Origin of the sequence: Botryobacter ruber (genome assembly GCF_003347595.2) — a bacterium.
In the GTDB taxonomy this organism is placed as follows: Bacteria; Bacteroidota; Bacteroidia; order Cytophagales; family Hymenobacteraceae; genus Pontibacter; species Pontibacter ruber_A.
Genome location: NZ_QCZK02000030.1, coordinates 1 through 24,250 on the forward strand (window position 1 = coordinate 1; position 24,250 = coordinate 24,250).

Here is a 24,250-nt window from a genome sequence, read left to right on the forward strand (position 1 = left end):
CTGTTGCGACAGAGGGGAATACCTGTGGCTTATAAAATAACGTAAACCAGCTCTAAGAGAGAAATCTTGAAAAGGACAGACTCGTTGCAACAAAGTCACCTGCCACTGATAATTTAAAGTAGGAGTTCCAGAAGCTGCTACCGTGAAAGTAGCATCACTACCATAGGAAAAATCTGCACTTGTAGAAGCGGGATGAGTATTTATTGAAGGAGCATTACATGCTAATCCGTATGTTCCAGTTACTGTAATAGCTGTTGACCCACTTCCTGTATTAAATCCACTAAGAGGAGAAGTTGAAACTAAATTATAAGTACTACCCCCAAAAGTCACAGAGGAAGGATAAGAATAATTTAAATTTTGATTATTTACGGCTAAAGTACCAGCTGAAGGAGTAGTAAAAGAAGTAGAACCTGATGTGCCTCCACCTTGATTGTGACTCCAGTTAACTGTTATATTAACACCAGCGGGCAAGCCTGACGTTGTAAAAGATATATTACCATCCGTAAAATAAGCATAAGCAACCTTCCCCTATACCTGCCCTGTTGCCTTCAATCTTAAAGAATCACCCGGACAATCACAAACTGTCCAGTTAGTAACAAATCCTCCATCAGCATCGGCTTTAACAGTAAACGGCAGGTACGAAGAATCTGCGGATACTGTATTACAGGGACGGCTCAGATTTTTCACTTTCAAGACGACATCTTCGTTAGCACTGAACCCAGCCCCTGTAAAGACTGCATTTGATCGAGGTGCATAATCTTCCTTATCAGTTGTAACAGTAGGTTCTGATACTACCTGCGGAGAAAACGACAAATTAATAGCCCCCGTCTGCGCCAACATAAAGAAGGAGCTCATGACCAGGGAAAGCACCAGCAGCATTCGGAAATGCTTGACATTCATCTTTCCAGATGTTCGCCACTTAGTGCTTAAGTTCTGTAAAAGTTTTACGTTCATAAAAGTTTTTCAATTTTGATTCCATTTAGCTTTATTCACTTTAACTCACTACAGCAGTCGCTATAGTGCAACAGAGGGTGTACTTTGCCCAGGCTGGTGCAAAGACTGCATCGGCAAGTGCAAAAGGTAGCCAAGAATGACCCCAGCCATTCTTGGCAAATTTCAATGTTGAAACTTTATTACCGCAAAACTGAAATTAGAAGGATTTAATTATATGTTGTTATACTACAACAAATATACTCCTTAAATTTATATTTATGTAAATATTTTAATTAAATATTGTTTTTATGCAAAAAAAATTAGAAAATCATTAGAAACAGCACTAATCAAATTATATTCAATCACTTACAAGTTTTACCAAGTTCAATCATTGGAATTTAGCAGAGGAATAGCAGGAAAAATTTAGTAGCTGAAACGAATTGGCTTCTTTACCACTGAGCAGGAAAAGAAACTTTCACCCTTATTGCAGCCTGGAAGAATGAAGGTGATGTTATACGGCTTGCTACCCCAGTGCTGGTAAGCATCAGGGCTTTACACTTTACAACACTTTTACTGGAAAGCATGTTCAGATTAAGCCGTCGCTCTTAACGCAAGAAGCCCCTGCCAGTGAACTCACCGGCAGGGGCTTTTGCTTTCAATTTACGCCAGCTTACTTCTTTGTAGAAGTCAGCGTAGTGCTGGTCTGGTCGTCGGAGAAGTTGAAGTAGAGTGTCATTTGTTTCGGACGGGTTCTCCAGTAGTCGAAGTAGTTGTTTTGACGGCCGGAATTGCCCAGGTACTCTGGTTTCTGTGATTTCGTACCGATAGGCGTAATACCGTGCATGAACGAGATATCGCCTTTCGGGAATGGAGGCGCCGTGTTGTAGGTTTTTCCAGGCGTAGTGGCCGGTGTGAACAAACGCATGAAGATATCTTCGTTTGCGGTTACTACCGTAAATGGCTGCGACGTAGTTAACAGCTTCATCCAGTACATGTTGGAATGGTAGCCTTTGAACTCCGGGTAATCTAAGCGGGTATGGCCTTCGCCGATATGACCGGTGGCGGTGTTGTTGTATTTCTTCGTCCAGACATCCAAGGTGTTGCCCTGCAGGCGGTTTTTCCAGACTCTGTACGGACCATTACCCAGCCACTGCACGCCCTTCACCTGGTCTTCGGGGAAAGAGAAGTTGATGCCCAGGAAATCGGAATGCTCGCCCAGTTCATCATTTGCATCGCCTTTGTAAGTCAGGTACTGCACGTCCATCTGCAGCCAGCCGGATGGGTACATGGTCCATTTCAGCGACTTCATCTGCTTCTTTTCAATGAACTCCTGCTGAACAACCACATTGTTGCCTTCTTTTACCACAGTCATTTTATCGAAACCTGCCTCACCTTCTGCAGGCAGCGGTCCGTTGGTTAACGGAATAATGCCTTTCGGATTCTTTACCTGCTGCAGCAGCCCTGTCTTTTTATCGAACGTTACCTGCACGCCGTTGGCCGAAACCGTTACGGCGTCTCCGGACTCTTCGAAGGTGGCTGGTTGTGCACCGGATTTATCAATTATGCGGTCCGCCATGGTAGCAGGACGCGTGATAGGCCAGCTCCAGGTAAAAATTTCCATCCCGTGCGGGTCGGTCGCGGTTAGGTAAACAATGTCGTAATTCTGCCAGTCGCCGGGAAGCTGCAGGGCCAGTTTGCCTTTGTTGCCTGGCGCAATGTTTGGTGCGGGAATGGAGCCGGTTTTCGTGTCAATCTTTTTGGTGCTGTTCGGGCCTGGCACCTGCGCCAGTTTATAGGAGAACGTGCACTGGTTCAGGTTGGTGTAGTGGTAGCGGTTTTCTACCGGGAACGTGCCGTCAAAAGCAGGCGTAATTTCACGCTGCTCAAACTTTATGGGCGACCAGATTTCTTTTATCGCATAGTAGCTGGCTTCTTTCTCTTTGTGCGGCCCCAGGATACCGTCGGCAGCATGATCGCCGTCTGTATCAAGTATTCCGCCCTTGTCGGTTCGTACCACGCCTTCGTCTGCAAACACCCACAGGAAACCTCCTGCCGAAAGCGGCTTGCTCCACATCAGCTCCCAGAAATCGTACAGACCCGCACCCAGGCCACCATCGTAGAGGCCGTGCAGAAACTCGGTCGGGAAGAACACATCACGGCCTTCGAAGTAGCTGCCGTTGCCGTAGTTGTAGTTGGTGTAATGCTGCGCATCAATGCCGCGGAAGTTCTGCCACGGGTGCACCACCGGGCGGTTCTGAATGTCCATGGCATCAAACACAGGGTCTAAATCAAAATTATGGCCGCCCTCGTTGCCGTTGGTCCAGATTACGATGGACGGGTGGTTCACATCGCGGATAACCATTTCCTTCACCAGTTTCGTGCCCACTTCGGTATCATAAGCATCGTGCCAGCCGGTCAGTTCGTCAATCACAAACAAGCCCAGCGAGTCGCACACTTCCAGGAAGTGCTGGTCGGGCGGGTAGTGCGACATGCGCACGGCGTTCATGTTCATGTCTTTGATGAGCAGCACATCTTCGATGCTGTTCTTCTTGTTGGTCGTGCGGCCAGACTCCGGCAGGAAGGAGTGGCGGTTCACACCTTTAAATTTGATTTTGACGCCGTTCACATAAATACCGTCTCGCTCGCGGAAATCGACTGTACGGAAGCCGAAGCGCTGGCTTTCGGTATGAACAGGTTTGCCGTTCTGCAGCAGCGTGTAGGTAACGCGGTACAGATTCGGGAACTCCGGCGTCCATTGTTTTGGCGATGAAATTTTGCTTTGCAGCCTGGCAACCGTTTCGCCTGCTTTTATGCCGGTCTTGAATTCATTGCCTACTTTCTTGCCGTCCAGGGTATACACCTGGGCTGCCACTTCATCTGCGCCAGCTACACCTTCCAGGTGTACTTCTGCTGTAAAACTGCCGTCTGCTTTGGCATCGAGGGCGTGCCATTCGATGTGTTGTTTCGGCAGCGCCTCCAGGTACACCGGCCGGAAAATGCCACCAAATACCCAGTAATCTGCATGGCGTTCCGCTTTGTTTACCGACTCGTTGGCAGAATGCTTGGACACCGTTATTTCGAGCAGGTTCGACTTGCCGTATTTGAGCAGGTCAGTGATGTCATATTTAAACCGATAGAACGAGCCCTGGTGAATCGGACCTGCCGGCTTGCCGTTAATTTTTACTTCGGTGTCAGTCATAGAACCTTCGAACACGATGTTCACATCCTGGTTCTTCCAGTTAGCAGGCACCTTGAATTTGTATTTGTACAGGCCCTTCTCTTTGGCGCGTACTTCTTCTTTGTCGTTGCCGTAGTTGTAGGACCCGAAGCCCTGCTGCTCCCACACTGATGGCACCGGGATTTTGGTCCACTTGCCTGCCTTACGGCCTTCTGTTACCATAAACTGCCAGTCGACGGTGTGGGTGTTGCCGGTGCCGGACAGGTACTGCACTTTTGTTTCCTGGGCTAGCAGCTGTGCGAGTGGTGTTAGCAGGAGAAAGAGAAAAGCTATTACTGAATTTGACTTCATGATTGGTGGTATTTTCGGTATTCGGTTATTCGTTGTTGGTTATTAGTTATAGGGGCGTATGTTTTGCTGTACTGCAGCTGACATAACAAAGTCCCTTCCTCCTTTTGTCATCCTGAAAGGAACTTGTGGGCAAGCTGCAGGAAAGCCTGCTACAGGTTCGCTTTGTCTGCTTTAGGTCTTAGACTTCAGGCGGCGCTGTTTAATTGCTGGCTTTCCTGTTCTTTTTTTTGTCTTGATACAAAAAGAACCAAAAAAATCAAGACCCTCCAAACTCGCCTGACGGCTCAAACAGGTGGAGTGTCATTTTACGCACCTGGCAACCGTTTTTGCGCTATAGTGTCAGTATCTGCACCACATTTATCAGGCCTAAGCAACTCTGTAGAGGCTCTTCCGCCGTTGTTGGTGTTATCACCACCAATAGTGGAAATCCGTGAATCCAAAAATCTGACGAATCCAAATTCAGACGAAAAAAACCTTCTGCACCTACCACCACAGCCTCTGCTCCTGTGACTGAACCGTTGATGGTAGTGAAAAAACGATAACTTCGGATCTTTTGCTTGAAATCACACCATCATTTTTTCACTATCATCAGCGGTTCCATTAACTAATATTCATTCAAATGTAAATAACGTATTTTTATATGAAAATTGCACGTAATTTACCTTCTTTCTTAGTGTCCGTTGAAGAAGATGTAAATACCCACCATGATGGCTATCAGCACCAGCCATAGTAGCCATACCGTACTGCTTGGTTTTACCAGGTTGCTGAAGTCAAGGGTATTGTCGTCGCGTAACGAGGTTCGTTTGTCGAAGTAGGAAATCAGGAAGGCCAGGATGCTCAGCACAACGAAGAGGTAGAACGAAAGCAACAGGAAGTGCGGCCAGATGGGGTATTCTGCGGCAGGAAATACCCACAGGTACAGAATGCCTGTTCCGATACTGAGGGCAGTCCCGACAGTCAGGATGAAGTTGGCCGCGCGGGTGGTGGTTTTTTTCCAGAACACACCAAACAGGAACACCACCGACATGGGTGGCGCAATAAAGCCCAGCACCGACTGAAATACATCGTACAAGTTCATGCCTTTGATGCTGTCGATGGCGAGGCTGAAGAAGATGGCAATGATGGCGCCTACCACCGTTACCACTCTACCTGTTGTTACTATCTCGCGTTGGGTGGCTTCCGGCTTTATCTTCTTCACATAGATATCCATCGTGAAAACGGTACTGAGGGAGTTGAGGGCAGAGTCGATGGTACTTACCAGGGCTGCGATGAGTACGGCCATCACCAGACCCGTCATCCCTGCCGGGAACAGGCGCGTTACCATCGTCATGTAAGCGGTATCTGGATTTTCCAGTTCCGGATAGAGGATGAAGCAGACGATGCCGGGCAGGATAAACAGCGGCACGTCCAGAATCTTAAGCCAGCCGGTGAAGTTGGCACCCAACTGCCCCTGCTTCAGGCTTTTCGCACCCAGCACCGACTGCACCATGGATTGGTCGGTACACCAGAACCACACGCCCATAATGGGGTAACCCAGCAAAATCGCCATCCAGGGGTAACTTGGGTCGTCGGCGGGGCGCAGCAGGTTCCAGTAATCGGCAGGTACGCTTTCGAAAATAGCAACCGGTCCGCCGGCTTTCACCACACCCACTATGGTTAAGGCCGCCGACACCACAATGAGCAGTATCATCTGGAAAACGTTTGTAAAGGCAATCGCTTCCAGACCACCGGCAATGGTAAAGAACGCTGAAATCAAAATAAGAATGACTACCGACATCCAGAGCGGCAGGTTGAGTATCTGCCCCACCAGGATACCGCCGGCAAACAACGTCAGCGACAGCCACGAAATCAGCACCGTTACGATGGTATACCAGGCCAGGATGCTGCGTGTGGATTGCCCGAAGCGCTTGCCCATGAACTCGGGCAACGTGAGCACTTTGGCTCCCAGGTAACGCGGCGCAAACACCACCGCCAGCAGGAATATAAATGGAAAGGCATACCAGGAAAAGTTACCCGCCACAATACCGGTCGTGTAGCCAATACTAGCCGAAGCAATGAGCATGGACGGCCCTACGTTGGTACCCCACATGGTAAACCCGATGCTGGACCAGTTCAGGGAGTGCCCGGCCAGGAACAGGCTTTCGCCCGATTTCTTTTTCTTTCTGAAACTTATCCAGAACCCCAGCCCTATCAGGACTACCAGGTAAATGCCCACTACAATAAAGTCGAGCGGCGATAAAAGGCTGTATATATCTTCCACAATAATTTTTTATTTCCGGCTTTGCTACACCAGAAAGTGCTGACGGTTAAAAAAGGAATTCGACAAAACGAGCAAAAAATTCAACTACTGTTCCTACTGCTCACTGCTCTCTCTGCTCTTCCGGACATCCGTGTCCGGAAGCATTCTGGTGGGGACATCCGTGTCCCCGTACTTATTCTTTAAAATCGAAAAGCGGACACGGATGTCCGCAGCAGAATGCTTCCGGACACGGATGTCCTGAACAGCTAAAACAACTAAACAGCTAAAATTTTTGCCGCTTGTCGTAACACGTTATGAAAAGAAACTCCTGCCTATAGTCGCATTGCTTGCTCTACAGACAGGAGTAAATGGTAATTATTTTGCTGCCAATTCTTGTTGACTGAGGCCGAACCTCTCTAAAAGCGTCGCCACTTTTACCGGCATGCCCGTTGCCAACGATTCTTCCATGGCGTTGAGCAACGCGATGGTACCGATGCCTTCTTTCAGGTCAGGGTAAGCAGTAGTGTTGTTTTCGATGCTGTCGGCGAAGTACTCGAGGTAGTTCTGGTACTCCCCTGCGTGGTGGCTCTTGCCTTCGAAGCGGAAGTAATGCTTCAGTTTATGCTCCCATGTTATCAGCTTCTCTTCGCCGGTGTTGGTGATAACGGCATAGCGTAAATCCATGTAGTCACCCTGGCTGCAGCCTTCGGTGCCTCTGAGGATGCAGCTCATCTCGCTATCGCGCATTACAGGCTGCACCGGTCCGGTGTACACGCCGCTCACGCGGGCAATTCTACCGTCTTTTGCTTTGAAGATGAAGTGCATGGTGTCTTCATTTTTGAGGCCGCCTTTCACGCCGTTCGGGCTGAGCATGCCATAGCCCATTACTTCTTCAATCTCGGGCAGGTACCAGCGCACCAAATCTACCGGATGGCTGAGGCCGCCATAGAGCCACTTGAAAGATTTCTCCAGTGCCCAGGGCTTCGCCAGGAACCAACGGTGGTCGGCATGGTAGTAGGCTTCTACGGTTACCAGGTCGCCAATTACGCCTTCCTCGTAATCCTGGCGCTGGCGCTTCATGGGTTCGAAGAAACGGCTGCTCTGGCCTACGAAAAGTCTTTTGCCGGTTTTCGCGCTGATTTCCAGCAGCTCTTTTGCCTCCGACAGGTCGTTGAGCAACGGTTTCGTGCACACCACGTGTTTGCCATGCTCCATCGCCATTTTGATGTGCGTGGCGTGCAGGTGGTCTGGCGTGTAAATGGCGATAACGTCAATCTCCGGGTCGTTGAGCAGGTCGCTGTACTCGGTGGTGTAGCTGTGGTAGTCGAACTCTTTTGCGCGTTGCTTGCACATTTCGATGTTCTTGTCACACACCATTTTCAGCTCCCACTTCGGGCTCTGCAGCGCCGCCGACATGGTGCTGCGGCCTTCGCCCAAGCCTAATATTCCTAATTTTAACATGTTATGATTATCAATATCGTTCTTCAAACATAAATATCTTATTTATATGTGAAATAAAGAAATCTTACGAATGGTTTTTAGTTATTTTCCCGAATATAGCGTTTTTGCAGCACTTTGTGCTGCTTCAACTAAAAGCAGGACTGGCGGCAGCCGGCACGGCGTGCGGAGGATACAGCAGAGGCTATGGTGGCTGGTGGAGCAAAAAAAAACAAGCAGGTCTGAAGAGGATTAACAATTCAGACCTGCTTGTTTATGAGTGTTACAATGTCATTTCGACCGCAGGGAGAAATCTGAGATATTTCACCGAACTGTTTCTCCTCCAGATTTCTCCCTGCGGTCGAAATGACAAAAAATTGTTTTTTGTAAAACTGCGCTGTCTTCAAAGAAAGCTTTTTCTGCTTTACCTATGGCACTGGCTAATACCCCGGATTCTGGTCGAGGTTCGGGTTGGCCAGTACATCAGCGGGTGGTACCGGGAACACCAGGCGCTTCGGTTCGGAGGCTGGTTTGAGGTGCCAGGCCTGCAGGAATTTGCCGAAGCGAATCAGGTCTGCCCTGCGGTGGCCTTCCCAGAAGAGTTCGCGGCCACGCTCGGCGAGCAGGTTATCCAGCGTCAGCTGCTGGAAAGGCGTTACTCCGCGTAAGGTCCTGATGTTGTTCACGATAGCCAGCGCCTCGCCTGCGGAACCTTTTCGCAGGAGTGCCTCGGCCTTCATCAGTTGCACGTCGGCTAAGCGAATGAGCACGACGTCGTTGTCGGCGGCAGATTTGTTGGCGTAGTCCGGGATGTATTTTACCGGGCGCACGCCGTTCCAGAGAGTGGCACCTACAATTACCGGAATTTCCTTTGTGAAGACTACATTGGGTATCGGAGTACCGTCCGGTTTGTACTGCTGCCCCACCAGGAAACCGGCGTTGTAGCCTCTTTCTTTGGTGATGGGGTGCTCGTAATACCGGCGGATGTCGGTTTGCTCAAAGGTGTCGTAGAAATCGCCTACTGCCGCGAAGCCGTTCCAGCCGCCCCCGTTAGGCAGGTTCATTTCGGTTGGGAAAATGGCGTGCCACCACACCCACAGCGAATGCGACCGTACACCGCCCTTGCCTTCGATGGTGAAGAGCAATTCCGTGGATTTTTCGTTGTTGTCGGGGCCGAAGCTGTCCCAATAGAAGTTGAGGGATTTTCCGGTGATGGCATCGGCATACTGGATTACCTTGTCCATGTCGGCATTGTTGAACTGCGGGTTAGCGCGGTTAGCAAATACGCCTTTGTTCAGGTACAGCCTGGCCAGGAAACCACGGGCTGCATTTTTAGAGGCCCGATAAGCCGGTCCGTTCTCCGCCAGCAGCGGCAGCGCACCCTCCACTTCTGAGATGATAAAGTTGATGGCTTCGGCCCCCGAATACACTTTCGGCGGGTTCAGCAGGTTGTCGCCCGGGTCGCGGAAGGGCACGCGGTCGTAGAGGCTCAGGAGGTGGTACATGAAGTATGCCCGCAGGAAACGTGCTTCGGCAGCTACCTCCGGCGACGGATTAAAGGAAAGCACGTTGGTGGCATCGAACACCCCTTTGTTCATGCGTTCCCATACCGAGCGCAGGTAGGCGTGGTCGGCGCGCCAGGTGTGCTGGTGCAGTTCGCGGTACACGCCGCCGTTGTCCCAGCCCGAGGGCCGGGAGGGGACAATGGCCGCATCGCCGCTAATCTCATCGAGCACCCAGACAGAGCCGGCGTGCTGGATAAACGGACTGTCGAAGTCGCGGTACACGGTTTCAATCATGGAGTTGAAGTTCACGTTCTTCTCCAGGAAGGCTCTTGCTTTGTCGGCGGGAAGTTCGGAGTTGATGTCTTCTGCCAGGTCGGTACAACCTGCCAGTGCCAGGGCACATAAAATATATTTAAGCGATTTCATATTCATCGGTTTAAGCGGTTAGAAAGATGCATTGAGGCCAAGCGTGAAGCTGCGTGCCATAGGGTAAGGCGTGTACTCGATACCGAAAGAAGGCACACCGTTTACGGAACGGTTGGTGTTCACTTCCGGGTCGAAGCCGCTGTAGTTGGTCAGGAGTAGCAGGTTCTGGCCGGCCAGGTAAATTCTGGCATTTTTCAGCACCGGTGTAATATTGCCGAAGGTGTAGCCCAGCGTGGCATTCTGCAATCGCATGAAATTGCCGCTCTCCAGGAAGCGTGTCGACACCACGTTGGCGTTGCTCAGGCTTTCGTTGCCCAGGCCAATTTCGGAAGAGGCATTTCGGCCCAGGCCAAAGTTCGCCGCTGTAATAAGCGCATTAGCCGTGTTGTTGTACAAATGGTGACCAAATGCGCCGTTCATGTTCATGCTGAAGCTGAACTTGCCTCTGCTCACATTCGTGTTGATGCCCAGCAGGTAGTTCGGGTTCGGATCGCCAACAAATTTCTGTTCATCGCTATAGGTTGCCTTACCCTGCTCATCGAAGCCCATAAACTCTAGCATCTTAAAGGCGAACAGGGGCTGGCCGTCGGCCAGTTGCTGGCTGTTGCTGCCTCCTCCTAAGCCGTTGCCGTTTATCTGGCCAGTTAATACTGGAGCACCTTCGTAGCCTATCAGTTTGTTTTGCAGGTAGGTCGCATTCACACCGAATTCCCATGTCCAGTTTGCATTCTCTACCAGGATGGAGTTCAGCAACACTTCCACACCGGTGTTTTTAACGGTGGCGGGCAGGTTGGTCCAGTACGAAGCGGCGGGCGCTGGCTGCAGTGCCGGCAGACGGAACAGCAGGTCGCGGGTAGATTTGTCGAAGAACTCGACGGTACCGGTGATTCTGTTCTTAAACAGGCCGAAGTCGAGGCCGAGGTTTACGGTTTCGGTCGTCTCCCACTTCAGGTTCGGGTTGGCGACGTTGCTCAGGGCGATGCTCTGCAGACCAAAGGCATAACGTTCCTGCGAAGCACCTGCCGGGAATTCCTGATTACCGGTTTGTCCCCAGCCGGCCCGCAATTTCAGCATACTGAGCTTTTCAATGCCTTTCAGGAAATCTTCTTCCGACATAATCCAGGCGGCGGCAAACGACGGAAAGTAGCCATACTTGTTGTTCTCTCCGAACTTAGTAGAACCGTCGGCACGCATGGTGGCAGTAAGCAGGTATTTTTCTGCAATGTTCAGGTTCGCACGACCGAAGTAAGACTGCAGCTCGTTGGTCGGGTCTTTGTAGGAGCTGATGCGAACCTGGTCGGTGCGTGCATTTTGTAAGATGTCGGTGCCTTTCAGGTCGAAGGAGGTAAAGCCCCGGGCGGTGATGTCGAAGGTGTTGCTTTTGTAGGTCTGGTACTCGTAGCCGCCCAGCACGTCGAGGTTGATGTTGTCGCTTAGCTTGCTGTTGTAGTTCAGGGTGTGTGTCAAGGTGCTGCTGGTCAGGGTGGCGTTGTTCACCACGGCCAGGCCGATGTCGGTGATCGTGGACAGGAACAGGTTGCCCGACACATCCACAATGCGGTTGCCTTTGGACTGGTTGATGCCCAGGCTGGCGCGGTAGTCGAGTCCCTTCACGATGTTGAAAGTGGCAGCCGCACTACCCAGCACGTTCGTCACGTTCGCCACATCGTTGTAATACTCCAGCAGCGCCACCGGGTTAGTAGGCAGACCAGCTACGCTGGTGCCGTAGGTGCGCTGCACAAATTTGCCATCAGCATCGCGGAAAGGAACCGTTGGGTTCCATTCGATGGCGTTGCCGATAAGGCTGCCGTTTACGTTGGAGTTTTCGGCAATAGGCGCCCCGTTCTCAACAGTGTTCGCTACAACTAAATTCAGGTCTACTTTCAGGCGGTCCTCCGGCAGGAACTTGTAAGTACCGGAGTAGTTACCAGTGTATTTCTTCAGACCGGATTCCTTGATGATGCCTTCCTGGTCGTGGTAGCCGAGCGAGATGCGGTAGCTGCTTCTGTCGTTGCCGCCGCTCAGCGAGGCATTTACCATCTGGGTATGAGCAGTGCGCATGATGGCATCAAAGGCATCGACTGACTGACCACCATCACGGTTTTCAATCTGGCGGTGCGCCAGTGCCTGGCGGAAGGTGTTGCCGTCCATGATATCAGGCTTGCGCGTTAGGGTGCTGATGCCGGTTGACATATCCAGGCTCACGGTAGGCGCTCCCTGGCTGCCTTTTTTGGTGGTGATGATGACCACGCCGTTAGCGCCACGGGCACCATAAATAGCGGTAGCAGAAGCATCTTTGAGCACGTCGATGGTAGCGATGTCGTTCGGGTTGAGGAAGTTCAGCGGGTTGGAGCCGGCCGTGCCACCCAGTTCACCGGCTGTGGCGCTTGGTTTGGTATTGCGACCATCCAGCGGTACCCCATCCACCACAAACAGCGGCTGGTTACCGGACCTTACCGATGAGGTACCCCGGATGCGGAACGTAACTTCACCGCCCGGTGCACCGCTGTTGTTCACGATGTTCACCCCGGCAATCTTGCCTTGAATCAGCTGCTCCGGCGCTGCATTGATACCGGTGTTAAAATCTTTGGCACCCACACGCGCAACAGAACCGGTCACATCTTTTACCTTGGCTGTACCATAGCCCACCACGACTACTTCTTCGAGGGCTTGAGCATCCGTCTTCAGCGAAACGTTGATTGCGGAGCGCCTGTTCACAGGTATTTCCTGGTTCTGGTACCCCACATACGACACAAGCAGCACCGCATTCCCGTCAGTGACAGAAAGTCTGAAGCTTCCATCTGTATCCGTTATTGTCCCGTTAGAAGTTCCTTTCTGCAACACGGTTACACCCGGCATGCCTACGCCTTTGTCGTCCGTAATTTTGCCCCGCACCTCCAGGGCCTGGGCCAGCGCAGTTGTTATGGTCAGTAATAGAAACGGAAGCACCAGCAGGTACTTCAGTTCTTTTGATAAAAGTTGTTTCATACGTGTGTGTTTAAGTTGTTAAGTGGGTAAGGGTGTATTCTCGTCAGGTAGCGGCTCTTGTAGGAAGAGCAGTGGTTTTGGTGGCTGGTGCAGTAAGCATTTACTTTTCCAAATCCCCCTTGGCGAAGGGAGCAGGGGGATTGGTGACTACTGCTGAAAAAATTATCTTTGTGTTCCCGCCTTCTGGTATAGTGACTTTTTAGCTATTCTACTCCTGTTGTGGTCAATCCCCCTTACCCCCTTCGCCAAGGGGGATTTTTAGTTTCGCTGTTTATTGCAAGATTAGAAATGCTGTCGTTTGCCTTTGCTTTCTATAAAATTGCGCAAGGGCAGGCAGAGGATTTACACCTGGGAACAAATCATTTCCTTCAGCCCGTGCATCATCCCCCTCACCCCTCCCGAATCAAGTCCGGGACCTACGGCTTCAAAGGGGACTTTTTCTCCGTCATTACATTTAAGTTCAGACACCATACGCACCAGCATAAAGGCAACAGGAATCCTGAACTGCCTTTGGGAGGCAGTCAGACACTGGCGTCAGGAATTGACTTACAGAGAGAGATGGTGCAGGCAAAATTACCTGCACCTAATGTTATGTTGGCAAATATCAGCAGCCGTTTACCAGCAACCTTTCGTCGAGGAACTTCTTCGCGCGTGGCACATCCTCTTCTTCCAGGTGTTCGATGATGATGGGAATATTCGGATAATGCTTGCTCAGGCGCTGCAGGTACAGGTCGTAGTTGAGGGAACCTAAGCCTGGGGCGGGAAGCTCAATCATGCCTACGCCGCGGAGGGTATGCGCTTCGCTGGCGTCAATGTCGGCCATTTTCACGCCCTGGGCTGCGCCGGCACGTTTCACGTCTTTGGCGTGTGAAATTTTGATTTTATCCGACAGCGCATTGAAGATGAAGTTCAGCGTCTCGTCCATCTTGTCGATGTTGTGCTCTTCGAAGTAATTGGTGGGGTCCATGAGCAGGCCGAGGTGCGGGTCGTCAATATCGGCGAACAGGCGCAGGGTTTCTTCTACGGAGCCTATCACGTTGTTCACATAGGTTTCGGCCAGAAAGGTAACGCCGTGGTCGCGTGAGAAGTTGACGATGTCCTGGATAACGGCACGGCATTCTTCGTAGCCTTCTTCGGTTTTGTTTTTCGGATGGTGTACCCAGTCGCTGTCGGAGTCGAAGGTGCCGGTTTCGCTGATAACGTAGGGCGAGCCCAGTTCATTGGCAAAGCGAATCAGCTGCTTGAGGTGCTTAATGTTAGCCTCCCGCTTGGCCGGGTTCGGATGCACCAGGTTGGTGTAGCCCGAGATGCAGGAAATAGGCAGGTTATGGCGGCGAAAGGTGTCGCGAATCTTTTTACATTTTTCAGAGGTGATGGCGTCCGTGGACAAATCCATGTCTTTGAACGTCGCATCGAGCTGCACAGTGTTGAAGCCCAGGTCACGGATTTTTTTCGCCGTTTCTTCTAAGGTATAAGGGAAATAACCTGTAAATATGCCGACTTGTATCATAGCTAAAAGTATTATTTAAAGGGTTATCGTTAGTTTTTTATTTTGTATCGGATTGCAAATCCGACGACTCTGTTAAGACGGGATTATAAATCCCGTCAAGCTGTCATTTTCTTTTCGCTGGTGCGAGCTTGTAGCTCGTACTCTGTGGAGGTACGAGCTACAAGCTCGCACCAGCGTAAGTAATGGCTGCTCACGACTTGAGTATCTCCTCAATAGGCACTGCCCGGTGTTCTTTATACGACACATGGCAGGCCTCCACGAGCGCCATGGTTTTAAGATTGTCCTCCCCGTTTAGCTCCGGTGTCGTGTCTTCCTCAATAGCACACAGCAGCTGCGCCATCGGACCGACAAAAGCGTCCGGGAACCAGACTTCCTTCCAGCGGGGCTTGAACCAGCGTTCTCCCTCCTGGATGGTGGTATAGTCGATAGTGCTTGGTGTGGGAAGCGGGTAGAAAGGCCAGCCGATGGTTCCCTTGGCCGTGCCTTCGGTTCCTTCTACACGCCACTTAATGTAAATATCACTGGCGGCGCCTTCGCGGCTTGGGCCGGTCCAGACGTCGTCCCAGGAGGAGGCGCGCAGGCCGTTGTCGTACTCCAGGATGTAGAGCGCTACCCCGTCTTCGTGCCGGAAGTCTTTTCCGTTACGGGGATCTTCGGTTACGCTGCAAAACACTCTTGTCGGGTCGCCGAAGAGGAAGCGGAAGGCGTCGAGGTGGTGGATACTCATGGTGCGCAGGGTGGCCCAGCCCAGGTCTTTCTGCCAGGGCTGCCAGTGCGGTATAGCACGCATGTCTATCGAGGCAAAAACCGGCCTTCCCAGCACCTCCTGGTCCAGCAGCGATTTACAGGCCCGGATAGACTGGTCGTAGCGCATGTTCTGGTTCACGCTCAGTTTTATGCCAGCCTCTGCACATAGCCGCACAAGCTCTTTGGCTTCGGTGTAGTTTACCGCCATCGGCTTCTGCACCAGGATGCCTTTAATGTGGTCGGCATGCTTCACGGCCTCACGCACGATTTCCAGCTGCACATTGGGTGGCACGGCAATATCCAGCACCTCGATAGCAGGGTCTTTCAGAAGTTCCTGGTACGTATCGTACACGTTATTAATGCCATGTCGGCCTGCAACCGCCTGGCTGTTTTCGCGCTGGCGGGAGGCAATAGCCACCGGGTTGAATCCTGCCTGCCGGTAGGCCACCAGGTGGCAGTCGGCCATGATAAAGCCTGACCCGATACAGCCTATATTCCAATCCAGCTTCTGCGGTAATCGCGGCTTGTAATCTAATTGTATGTCAACTGATGTATCCATTGTTATAAGCTCTATTTCAGGTCCTACTTTACTTTTAGGGTAATTTCGTCATCCTTGTTCAGGAAGTCTGTTTTATCCGACAACCCAACCGGCTCCGATGCCAGCACCGCCTCGTCGGGCACCACGCTAACCGGCGTGATGCAGGATTTATTTTTCTCGCGGAAAGGCACGTTGTAGCTGAGGTTGTAGGCCGAAATGAGCGACCAGCGGGGTTTGTCCGACAGGTTGGCTTCAGACATGTGCAGCAGGTTGGGGTGGAAAAACAGCACATCGCCCGGCTCCAGCTCCACATACACACGCTCGCAGTGCTTCATGGCTTCTTCCACGAACGGCATGTCGGCGCCCTGCTGCTCGCCGGCAAACAAGTGCTCAAAGCGGCCCATCTTGTGCGAGCCCTTCAGCACCTGCAGGCATCCGTTCAGTTTGGTGGCCTCGGTAAGCGCCAGCATCACGCTAATCATGGCATCCGGATACAGGAAACCGTTCTTGTACCAGTAGCCGTAGTCCTGGTGCCACTCCCAGGCCCCTCCTACCTGCGGCTCTTTCTGCATGAGCTTGGAATGGAAATGGCATACTTCGCCTTCGCCCAGCAGGGCCTGCACACTGCCTACCATTTTTTCGCTGCGGGTGAGCAGGCCAAAGGTATCGTCGCCGGGGGTAAACCAGAGGGTAAGTTTGGTATGCTTGCCGCTTTGGTCTTTAAAGTCCCAGGCATGGCTGCGCAACTGGTCGTCGCCGGTAGCTAAGCCATAGAGCAGCGCTACCTCTTCGGCATTCACAAAGTTCTTCACAATCAGGTAGCCATCCCGGTCATATTGCTCCTTTTGAGCGGGTGTAAGTCTTGTTGCAGTCATTCGTTCTGTCAGTTTGGTTTTCATTTATAATAGAAGCAGGTAAGAACAAAATTGATAACTATCATTAGTTAGTCAAAGCTAAATCATTGCAACTGCATACGCCACCAGTATTCTATCAAAAAAATAAAGTTTTTTAACATAATAGACTGATTACAAATTATCTTTAGTTAAATTTCTATAAGTTTAGACATTTAACTTTCGGATTGAATGAAGGCACACGTTCAAAAGCTTCCGTTGTCGGAGTATTCTTCTTTTGTGGCCGACAAATTTATTACGCCTTATTTTGAAACGCCGTGGCATTACCACAGCGAATATGAGCTGGTGCTTATTCTTATCGGGAAGGGCAAGCGGTTTGTAGGCAATCATGTGTCGGATTATAACGAAGGCAACCTCACCTTCCTGGGCCCGGACCTGCCTCACCTGTTCCGGAAAGAGGATGAGCAGGCACAGGGGGGCGCACTGGTGATACATTTCGACGAGCATTTTCTCGGAAGCAGCTTTAGACTAATACCGGAAATGCAGAAGATAAACCTGCTGTTTCAGCGGTCGCGCATGGGCATGCATTTAACCGGAACGTGCCGAAAGGTGATTGCTGAGAAGATGCACGAAATGCTGGAGCTGCAGGGAATGGAGCGGCTGGTATGCCTGCTTTCGGTGCTGAACATCCTGGCGGATACGGATGAATATGAGCTGTTGTCGAGTCCCGACATCACCGGCCAGAATACCAAAGACAACGACCGGCTGAACAAGGTGTTCGATTATGTGATGACGCATTTCAAAGAGGAGATACAGCTGGAAGAGGTGGCGGAGGTAGCCAACATGAGCTACTCCGGTTTCTGCCGCTACTTTAAAAACCGGACCAAGAAAAACTTTTCGCACTTTGTAAATGAAATCCGCATCGGCTATGCCTGTAAGCTGCTCATGGAAAGCGAGGCCAGCGTGAGCAACGTCTGCTTCGAAAGCGGCTTCAACAACCTGACCAACTTCAACGACCAGTTTAAAAAAGTTGTCAAGTGCACGCCGTACCAGTTTAAGCTGCAAAGCAAGGCATAAATAGTTTGCTGCAGCTGCCACCATTGCCTCTGCTGCTTGATTTTACAATTGTGAAATACGGCTGCAGGAGAAAGTCCCCCTTTGAAGGGGGTAAGGGGGATGACGCACGGGCTGAAGATTAATAAGCTGATTTATCCGCAGGTGTAATCATCCCCCTACCCCCTTCAAAGGGGGACAAAAAACAGCTGCAGTAAATCAATTTCATACCACACCACCTATTCACCACAAACCTAAACCTATGAACCTGAAATTCTTTTGCCCCCGCTGGGGAAGCGAGAACCTGAGCTGGAATGATTTCTTACAGAAAATAAAAGAAGCCGGCTTTTCCGGCGTTGAATACGCCATTTCCAACAGCACTACCCACGAGGAGCTGAACCAAGTCTGGGAGTTGGCCGAGCAATTAAAGCTTGAGGTTATACCACAGCACTACGAAACCGCTGACCCTGATTTCTCCAGGCACCACGACACCCTCGCCGCCTGGTTTGAAAAAGTAAGCCCCTACCAAGCTCCTAAAATTGATTGCCAGACGGGCAGGGACTTTTTTTCATTTGAGCAGAACAAACAGCTGATTGAACTCGCTGCAGCACACACCCGCAACACCAGTGTAAAAGTCTACCACGAAACGCACCGCAGCAAATTTGCCTTCGCTGCACACGTTACCAAAGAGTACCTGACCAGGATTCCGGAACTGGAAATTACGCTCGATGCCTCGCACTGGGTAAATGTAGCGGAGACTTACCTCGACGAGCAGCACGAGGCAATGGAACTGGCCATCTCCCGTACCGGCCACATCCATGCCCGCGTGGGCTACCCGGAAGGACCGCAAGTGCCGGACCCGCGGGTACCCGAATGGCAGGAGGCTGTGGAGAAGCACCTGGCCTGGTGGGATAAAGTAGCTGACAAGTTCAAGGCTGCCGGTACTGACTTCACCATCACCCCTGAATTTGGCCCGTTCCCGTACATGGTACCGCTGCCCTTCACGCGACAGCCTATCACGGACCAGTGGGAGGTGAATGTGTATATGATGCAGCTGTTGCGCGACAGGTATCAGAACTGGTAGTTCAGAAACAGGAAGGCCTCCGGAGCATTTGGTTCCGGAGGCCTTCTTTTTTAAACAACTGCTTCAAGTTTTCAACTTGGAGCTTTTTATTATGCCAGTTTTCAACTGGCGGGGCTGTGAATGCCGGTAAAGTTAGGCACGAAAGCTGAAAGCTTTCCCAACAACAGCTCCAAGTTGAAAACTTGAAGCAGGATTTTTTTAAGCTTAATGCCCGCCGGTACTTACCTGCTCCATCTCCGCCTGTCCTTTTACCGTGCCGTAGGTCATGATAAGGAAAGAGGTACAAAGAATTACCAGTGCAGCAATCAAGAGGATGTATGTTTTGCGGGAGACGTTTTTCCATTCCTTCATCGCCACCCCCACAATAAAGCTGAAGAAGATGAGCATCGACATGTGGATAACCCAGCTCGCAAACTGGAAGTTGCCCATGCGCACGTGCCCGATACCGTAGAAGAAGAACTGGAAGCACCATAGCACACCGGCAAATGCCGACCACATAAAGTTTTTCATCACGGCAAACTTGCCCAGGCCACCTCTGAACGACATTTCTTTCAGGTTTCCCTGCTTTACCGCCAGCACCATAAACCAAATCAGGTTCACCATAAAGCAACCTGCTGTAGACACAATGAGTTTGGCGTTTCCTTCAAAATGGCCTGCGCCGTTGGCTGCCGCCATGTCGGCAATGGGTTGGCCTATTTCAAGTGAGATGTTGAATACGGCGGAGAGGAATCCACCTACGATGGTCAGGATTAAGCCTTTGCGCATGTTAAAGTGCTGCGCCTGCCCTATCTCCCGCTCTTTCTTAAAGCCGGCCCAGCCACACATCGCCACACCCAGCATCGAAATGCCCATGGCTGTGAGGATGATATCGCCGCCGGGGCGGGCGAAATATTCCATCACCTCTCCCTTCATAATCAGGGGTGTCATGGTACCGATGATGGCCGACAAGCCGATGGAAATGGTGTAGGTAAGCGAGTAGCCGATGTGGCGGGTGGCATAGCCAAACGACATGCCGCCAAAGCCATAGCAGGCGCCCAGTAGAAATGCCGACAGCACCACCTCACCCGGCGCATTGGCCAGTATGCTGAAAAAGCCAGGCACCGTCAGGTAACCCAATACCGTAGGCACGATAATCCAGGCAAACAGCGCCTGCACCAGCCAGAAAGAGGTCCAGGACCAGGCCTTTGTTTTGTGGTAAGGCAGGTAACAGGTAGAGGCCGAAATGCCACCCACAGCATGCAGGGCGGTTCCTTCAATAGGATTAGGTACTATCATGGGTAAAAGGTATTACAGTTGACGGGTTAGGGTACTCAGGGCGGTGTATTTACTATCTCACTAACGTTTGTTAAATCTTAAACTACACTTTAGCCGGATTAATTCCATCTAAAGTGCAGTAAAAACGTAGCTGCTGCTACATTTATTGTTGTTTGCGTTTGGCAAGCAGGATGTGGTCGCACACCATCACGATTTCGCCGCGCTGGTTATAGGTTTCCACGTGCTCCACTACCTTGCCGAACTCCGGTCGCTTGTCTTCAGCTTTCTCGGAAATGGTTACTTTGGTGTGGATGGTGTCGCCGATGTGAACCGGTTTGATAAAACGCAGCCTGTCGTAGCCTTTCGAGAATGCTTCGGGGTTAATTTCGGAAGCTGTCTGGCCGATGGATACGCTGAAGATAAGGGTGCCGTGGGCGATACGCTCTTTAAAAGGCTGCTGCTTGCACCACTCCGCATCCATGTGGTGCGGGAAAAAATCGCCTGTCTGGCCGGCGTGCAGCACAAAATCGGTTTCGGTAATGGTTCTTCCTAAGGTTTCTCGTGTTGCTCCTAATTCGTAATCTTCGTAAAACTGCGACCTGATATGCATAAATCGTTATTAATTGAATAAATTCTTGTTAATGGGTACTCCCCCGTTGTCGCTCGACTTGTAAGCGCTCTCCACCACAATCATGGTTTTAATCACATCTTCGATGCTGGTTGGCATGACGTCGGTTTCGCCGTTGGCATAGCGCATCACGCTCGACATGGTGCCGATAAAGGCATCAGGAAACCAGCTGCCTTCGAGTTCCTGGGTCTTCCACTCCGGCTCCTTGCCTTCTTCCAGGATGCAGTATTCAAACTTGTCCGGCACACCTTTCGGGTAGTCGAGCAGGAGGCCCATTTTGGCTTTGATGGCGCCTTTGGTACCTTCCCACTTGATGAAGCTCTCCTGGTTGTGCGGCCCGAAGTTGTGGTCGTGGTTTGTATTAATAACAGCGTGCATGCTGTCGTTGTAATCGAAAATAATAGTCGTGCGCGACGAAGACAGGTTCTTGTAAGGGTTGCGCAGCGTTTTGGCCATCACGCTCTTCGGGTCGCCGAGGAAGGACCGTACCATGTCGATGTAATGGATGCTGTGGTACTGAATCTCGAGGCGCTCGTGCACGATAACGTGCGGGAAAATTTCCCAGGGCGTATACGTTGTCAGGCGAACTTCCAAATCGTACAGCTCGCCAATGGCACCGGAATCAATTAAGTAGCGGGCGGCGCTCACGTAAGGGGCAAAGCGCAGCTGGCAGTTAATAGCGGCTTTCAGGCCTTTGCTTTTGCAGACGTCGTAAATCTCTTTTGTCTGCGCAAAGTAATCGCCCATCGGCTTCTGTATCAGCACCGGCGCCCCGTCGGGCAGCTGCTTGAGGACCTCAACAAACTGGTTGGGCATGAGCGTAAGGTCGTAGACGGCATTTACCGGAGCTGCCTCCACAGCCTCTGCTACGGTTTTGAACACATGCGGTATCTGGTACTCCTCGGCCAGTTTCTCAGCCTTCTCGATGGTACGGTTGGTGATGCCGAAAACTTCGAAACCTGCTTTTTTATAAGCAGGCAGATGCGCGTCACGCACAATGCCGCCGGCTCCAATAATGATGATGGGCAGCGGATTCTGTGGAAGTATCGGTTTGTAGGGTATTTCCATGTTTACCTGAAAATTTCGTTTATCTCCTGCTGCCCTTCTTTGAGAATGTCGGCAACAGGCTCGTCTGTATTAATTGCCTTCAGCACCACCTTGTCAATCACCTCTGCTGTTCTGGCCCACAGTTCGTGGCGGGGCAGGGTTTTGGAGTTCCGGTGCAGCTGCTCTAACTTATGATAGTACGGCACCACGGTGTTAACTTCGGCATCGTGCCAGGTAGAAATCCGGCAGCCAATGCCCCCCTCCAGCGTCAGTTGCTTGTCGTTGCGCCTGTTGGTGGCAAACTTAATAAAATCGTAGGCAATTTCCTTGTGGCGGCTGCCGCTTCCGATGGTGTACATCCAGTACACGTTCAGCGACGTGCCCAGCCCGTTCGGGCCATGCGGGATGTCGGCGATGTCTACTTTTCCTTTTACTTTTGAGCCGGGGTCTACTTCGCACACCGAGGCAAATCCGAACCAGTTTACCATCATGGCTACCTCGCCGTTGGCAAAGGCTTGTCCGGCTCTTACCGATTCGAAGTCGGCGCAGTTGGGGTGCACCACTGATTTATCGTGCAGCACCTCGCGGTAAAACTCCAGCCCCTCGCGGGCAGCAGCAGAGTCTATGGTGACACGTGCAGCAGTATCCGTCAGCTCCCCTCCCCTCGTCCAGAGTTGCAGGCAGAAGTCGAACACCGTGTTGTGGCCGTCGGGATAGGCGGCGAAGAGGGTGCCGTAAAGGTTTTGCTCCGGCCTTTGGAAAAAGCGGGCAACGGTTACGAAGTCGTCCCAGGTTTTGGGGGGAGCGAGTTTTTTGCCGTGCTGTTTGTAGAAGTTTTCCTGCTCCTGCGGGTCCTCGAACAGGTCTTTGCGGTAAATGAGGCATTCGGGTCCGTCGTGGAAAGGCAGGCCTACCACCTGGTTTCCGAATTGCTGCATCTCCAGCAACGCAGACGACCACCCCTGCGGGTAGTCGTCTGGCTGGTTATTTTCTATAAATGGCGTTAAATCTTCAATGGCACCGGAGGCATGCGCTTCGGCAATCCAGTCGGTGTTGAGGTGGGCGATGTCCCAGGAGCCATTTTTCAGGCCTTCCTTTACCAGGGTTTCGTCGTGCAGCTGGTGTAGCTCCATCGGGATAGCTTCGAGCTGCAGCGTGCAATTAGTTTCTTTACAGTAGGCCTCCCAGGTTTTGGCCAGGGCCGCCTCAAAAGGGCCGAACTTTCTTACTGCAAACTTCAGGACATCGTTTTTTTCGGGCATATATTACCTTCCTGTGTGTTTTACAAGCATTTCTTCGATAATAGCGGCGGTATGCTCGCCCAGCTTCGGAGCGCCTTTGTCTGACACCAGAATTTCGCCGTCAATCTTTATCGGGCAGCGGGTGGTGCGGTAGCTGTAGCCGTCGCCCATGTGCACTTCCTGTATCATCTCGAGCACTTTAAAGCCTTCGTGGTCCATGAGGCGGTCCCAGGTCATCACGTCGGCACACCAGATATCGGCAGGCTCCAGCACGGCCAGCCACTGCTCGGTGGTACCGGTCTGCAGATGCTGTGCTAAGATAGCTTTTATTTCGTCACGTTTGTCAAACCAGGAAGCAACTTCTTTATAGTGTAGCAACTCCGGACACTGCAGCAGTTCGCCCAGTTGCGGAATAGACCCCATGGCAATCGCCAGGAAGCCGTTGCTCGTCTGGTAGATGCCGTAGGGCGCCCCCAGGTAAGCGTGTGCGTTATTCTTCAGCGACCTTACCGTCGGCTGGCCGCCGTCGCGGTAGTAAGTGGTAATGGCCTCGAACTGGAAATCGACAACAGATTCCAGCATGCTTACCTGTACCAGGCCGCCTTCGCCGGTAATGCCGCGGCGCACGAGGCAGGCCATCAGGCCCTGCGCCAGGTGGGCGCCTGTTAAGATATCCACTACGGCAATGCCCATGGGTACCGGTCCTTTATCGCCGTTGCCGCTCAGCCAGGTTAAGCCCGAGAGCGACTGTACCAGCAGGTCCTGTCCCGGCTTGTTTTTCCAGGGGCCTTCGTCGCCGTAGCCGGTAATTTCGCCGTACACCACCTCCGGGTTCACGCGCTTCACCGACTCAAAATCAAAGCCCAGACGTTCCATCACACCCGGACGAAAGTTGTGCATCACTACGTCGGCCTGCTTTACCAGCTCCCAGATTTCGGTGCGGTCTTCTTTTTTCTTCAGGTCGGCTACAAAGCTTTCTTTGTTGCGGTTGATGGCATGGAAAATAGAGGAGTCGCCGTTCATTATCACATTCGACACGTACAGCTGCCTGCAAATATCCCCTGTGTCCGGCTTTTCAATTTTGATTACCCTTGCGCCTAAATCAGCCAGGCGCAGACTAGCCGAGGGGCCGGAAAGAAACTGGCTGAAATCAACTACTAAGATGTCTTCTAAAGGTTTTATCATTCGCTTACCCTGCTACGGGCCTCCATGCTGCTAAAAAGTTTCCTGGTGCGTTTGC

At 51.5% G+C, this 24,250-nt stretch carries 17 protein-coding genes; 2 read left to right on the plus strand and 15 right to left on the minus strand.

Features of this window, described 5'->3' with window-relative positions; translation table 11 throughout:
- The 10 genes from DCW36_RS08580 to DCW36_RS08625 all read right to left on the minus strand — a co-directional run.
- Positions 1–471 (minus strand): hypothetical protein (locus DCW36_RS08580; RefSeq protein WP_205702900.1); only part of this gene is annotated, 471 nt, incomplete at its 3' end.
- Between the two features lie 57 nt (positions 472–528).
- Positions 529–954 (minus strand): hypothetical protein, encoded by a 426-nt coding sequence (locus DCW36_RS08585; RefSeq protein ID WP_125185440.1) that lies wholly within the window; start codon positions 952–954, stop codon positions 529–531.
- Positions 955–1,603: 649 nt separating this feature from the next.
- Positions 1,604–4,462 carry a glycoside hydrolase family 2 TIM barrel-domain containing protein gene (locus DCW36_RS08590; RefSeq protein WP_114782910.1) on the minus strand — a complete coding sequence of 953 codons (2,859 nt, stop codon included), beginning with the start codon at positions 4,460–4,462 and terminating at the stop codon, positions 1,604–1,606.
- Positions 4,463–5,132: 670 nt separating this feature from the next.
- On the minus strand, positions 5,133–6,722 hold the full coding sequence (locus DCW36_RS08595) for a sodium:solute symporter family transporter (protein WP_205702901.1): 1,590 nt from the start codon (positions 6,720–6,722) through the stop codon (positions 5,133–5,135).
- 354 nt (positions 6,723–7,076) lie between these two features.
- Positions 7,077–8,162: a Gfo/Idh/MocA family protein gene (locus DCW36_RS08600; protein ID WP_114782911.1), complete on the minus strand. Its 1,086-nt coding sequence runs from the start codon at positions 8,160–8,162 to the stop codon at positions 7,077–7,079.
- A gap of 416 nt (positions 8,163–8,578) precedes the next feature.
- Positions 8,579–10,069, minus strand: coding sequence for a RagB/SusD family nutrient uptake outer membrane protein (locus DCW36_RS08605; RefSeq protein WP_240676100.1), 1,491 nt, complete (start codon positions 10,067–10,069; stop codon positions 8,579–8,581).
- An 18-nt stretch (positions 10,070–10,087) separates the two neighbouring features.
- Positions 10,088–13,057 (minus strand): SusC/RagA family TonB-linked outer membrane protein, encoded by a 2,970-nt coding sequence (locus DCW36_RS08610; protein ID WP_114782913.1) that lies wholly within the window; start codon positions 13,055–13,057, stop codon positions 10,088–10,090.
- Positions 13,058–13,661: 604 nt separating this feature from the next.
- Positions 13,662–14,567, minus strand: coding sequence for a sugar phosphate isomerase/epimerase family protein (locus tag DCW36_RS08615; RefSeq protein WP_114782914.1), 906 nt, complete (start codon positions 14,565–14,567; stop codon positions 13,662–13,664).
- Between the two features lie 190 nt (positions 14,568–14,757).
- The gene (locus DCW36_RS08620) at positions 14,758–15,873 is read right to left on the minus strand and encodes a Gfo/Idh/MocA family protein (RefSeq protein WP_114782915.1); all 1,116 of its coding nucleotides are present in this window, start codon (positions 15,871–15,873) and stop codon (positions 14,758–14,760) included.
- 23 nt (positions 15,874–15,896) lie between these two features.
- The gene (locus DCW36_RS08625) at positions 15,897–16,727 is read right to left on the minus strand and encodes a phytanoyl-CoA dioxygenase family protein (RefSeq protein WP_114782947.1); all 831 of its coding nucleotides are present in this window, start codon (positions 16,725–16,727) and stop codon (positions 15,897–15,899) included.
- 207 nt (positions 16,728–16,934) lie between these two features.
- On the opposite strand from DCW36_RS08625, the gene DCW36_RS08630 reads away from it, so the two are divergent.
- The gene (locus DCW36_RS08630) at positions 16,935–17,780 is read left to right on the plus strand and encodes an AraC family transcriptional regulator (protein WP_114782916.1); all 846 of its coding nucleotides are present in this window, start codon (positions 16,935–16,937) and stop codon (positions 17,778–17,780) included.
- Between the two features lie 238 nt (positions 17,781–18,018).
- A complete protein-coding gene (locus DCW36_RS08635) occupies positions 18,019–18,840 on the plus strand; it encodes a sugar phosphate isomerase/epimerase (RefSeq protein ID WP_114782917.1) in 822 nt (273 codons plus the stop codon).
- 204 nt (positions 18,841–19,044) lie between these two features.
- Here DCW36_RS08635 and DCW36_RS08640 read toward each other — a convergent pair whose 3' ends face one another.
- The 5 genes from DCW36_RS08640 to DCW36_RS08660 all read right to left on the minus strand — a co-directional run bounded on the left by DCW36_RS08640 (position 19,045) and on the right by DCW36_RS08660 (position 24,195).
- On the minus strand, positions 19,045–20,115 hold the full coding sequence (locus DCW36_RS08640) for an L-rhamnose/proton symporter RhaT (protein WP_114782918.1): 1,071 nt from the start codon (positions 20,113–20,115) through the stop codon (positions 19,045–19,047).
- A 142-nt stretch (positions 20,116–20,257) separates the two neighbouring features.
- A complete protein-coding gene (locus tag DCW36_RS08645) occupies positions 20,258–20,704 on the minus strand; it encodes a MaoC family dehydratase (RefSeq protein ID WP_114782919.1) in 447 nt (148 codons plus the stop codon).
- A 9-nt stretch (positions 20,705–20,713) separates the two neighbouring features.
- The gene (locus DCW36_RS08650; protein ID WP_114782920.1) at positions 20,714–21,790 is read right to left on the minus strand and encodes a Gfo/Idh/MocA family protein; all 1,077 of its coding nucleotides are present in this window, start codon (positions 21,788–21,790) and stop codon (positions 20,714–20,716) included.
- A gap of 2 nt (positions 21,791–21,792) precedes the next feature.
- The gene (locus tag DCW36_RS08655) at positions 21,793–23,031 is read right to left on the minus strand and encodes an extracellular solute-binding protein (RefSeq protein WP_114782921.1); all 1,239 of its coding nucleotides are present in this window, start codon (positions 23,029–23,031) and stop codon (positions 21,793–21,795) included.
- Positions 23,032–23,034: 3 nt separating this feature from the next.
- On the minus strand, positions 23,035–24,195 hold the full coding sequence (locus DCW36_RS08660) for a CaiB/BaiF CoA transferase family protein (RefSeq protein ID WP_240676101.1): 1,161 nt from the start codon (positions 24,193–24,195) through the stop codon (positions 23,035–23,037).
- Between the last annotated feature and the right edge of the window lie 55 nt (positions 24,196–24,250).

Coding starts and splice junctions, on each gene's coding strand:
- DCW36_RS08585 (WP_125185440.1), bottom strand. CDS start 954: ATGAACGTAAAACTTTTACAGAACTTAAGCACTAAGTGGCGAACATCT.
- DCW36_RS08590 (WP_114782910.1), bottom strand. CDS start 4,462: ATGAAGTCAAATTCAGTAATAGCTTTTCTCTTTCTCCTGCTAACACCA.
- DCW36_RS08600 (WP_114782911.1), bottom strand. CDS start 8,162: ATGTTAAAATTAGGAATATTAGGCTTGGGCGAAGGCCGCAGCACCATG.
- DCW36_RS08605 (WP_240676100.1), bottom strand. CDS start 10,069: ATGAAATCGCTTAAATATATTTTATGTGCCCTGGCACTGGCAGGTTGT.
- DCW36_RS08610 (WP_114782913.1), bottom strand. CDS start 13,057: ATGAAACAACTTTTATCAAAAGAACTGAAGTACCTGCTGGTGCTTCCG.
- DCW36_RS08615 (WP_114782914.1), bottom strand. CDS start 14,567: ATGATACAAGTCGGCATATTTACAGGTTATTTCCCTTATACCTTAGAA.
- DCW36_RS08620 (WP_114782915.1), bottom strand. CDS start 15,873: ATGGATACATCAGTTGACATACAATTAGATTACAAGCCGCGATTACCG.
- DCW36_RS08625 (WP_114782947.1), bottom strand. CDS start 16,727: ATGACTGCAACAAGACTTACACCCGCTCAAAAGGAGCAATATGACCGG.
- DCW36_RS08630 (WP_114782916.1), top strand. CDS start 16,935: ATGAAGGCACACGTTCAAAAGCTTCCGTTGTCGGAGTATTCTTCTTTT.
- DCW36_RS08635 (WP_114782917.1), top strand. CDS start 18,019: ATGAACCTGAAATTCTTTTGCCCCCGCTGGGGAAGCGAGAACCTGAGC.
- DCW36_RS08640 (WP_114782918.1), bottom strand. CDS start 20,115: ATGATAGTACCTAATCCTATTGAAGGAACCGCCCTGCATGCTGTGGGT.
- DCW36_RS08645 (WP_114782919.1), bottom strand. CDS start 20,704: ATGCATATCAGGTCGCAGTTTTACGAAGATTACGAATTAGGAGCAACA.
- DCW36_RS08650 (WP_114782920.1), bottom strand. CDS start 21,790: ATGGAAATACCCTACAAACCGATACTTCCACAGAATCCGCTGCCCATC.
- DCW36_RS08655 (WP_114782921.1), bottom strand. CDS start 23,031: ATGCCCGAAAAAAACGATGTCCTGAAGTTTGCAGTAAGAAAGTTCGGC.
- DCW36_RS08660 (WP_240676101.1), bottom strand. CDS start 24,195: ATGATAAAACCTTTAGAAGACATCTTAGTAGTTGATTTCAGCCAGTTT.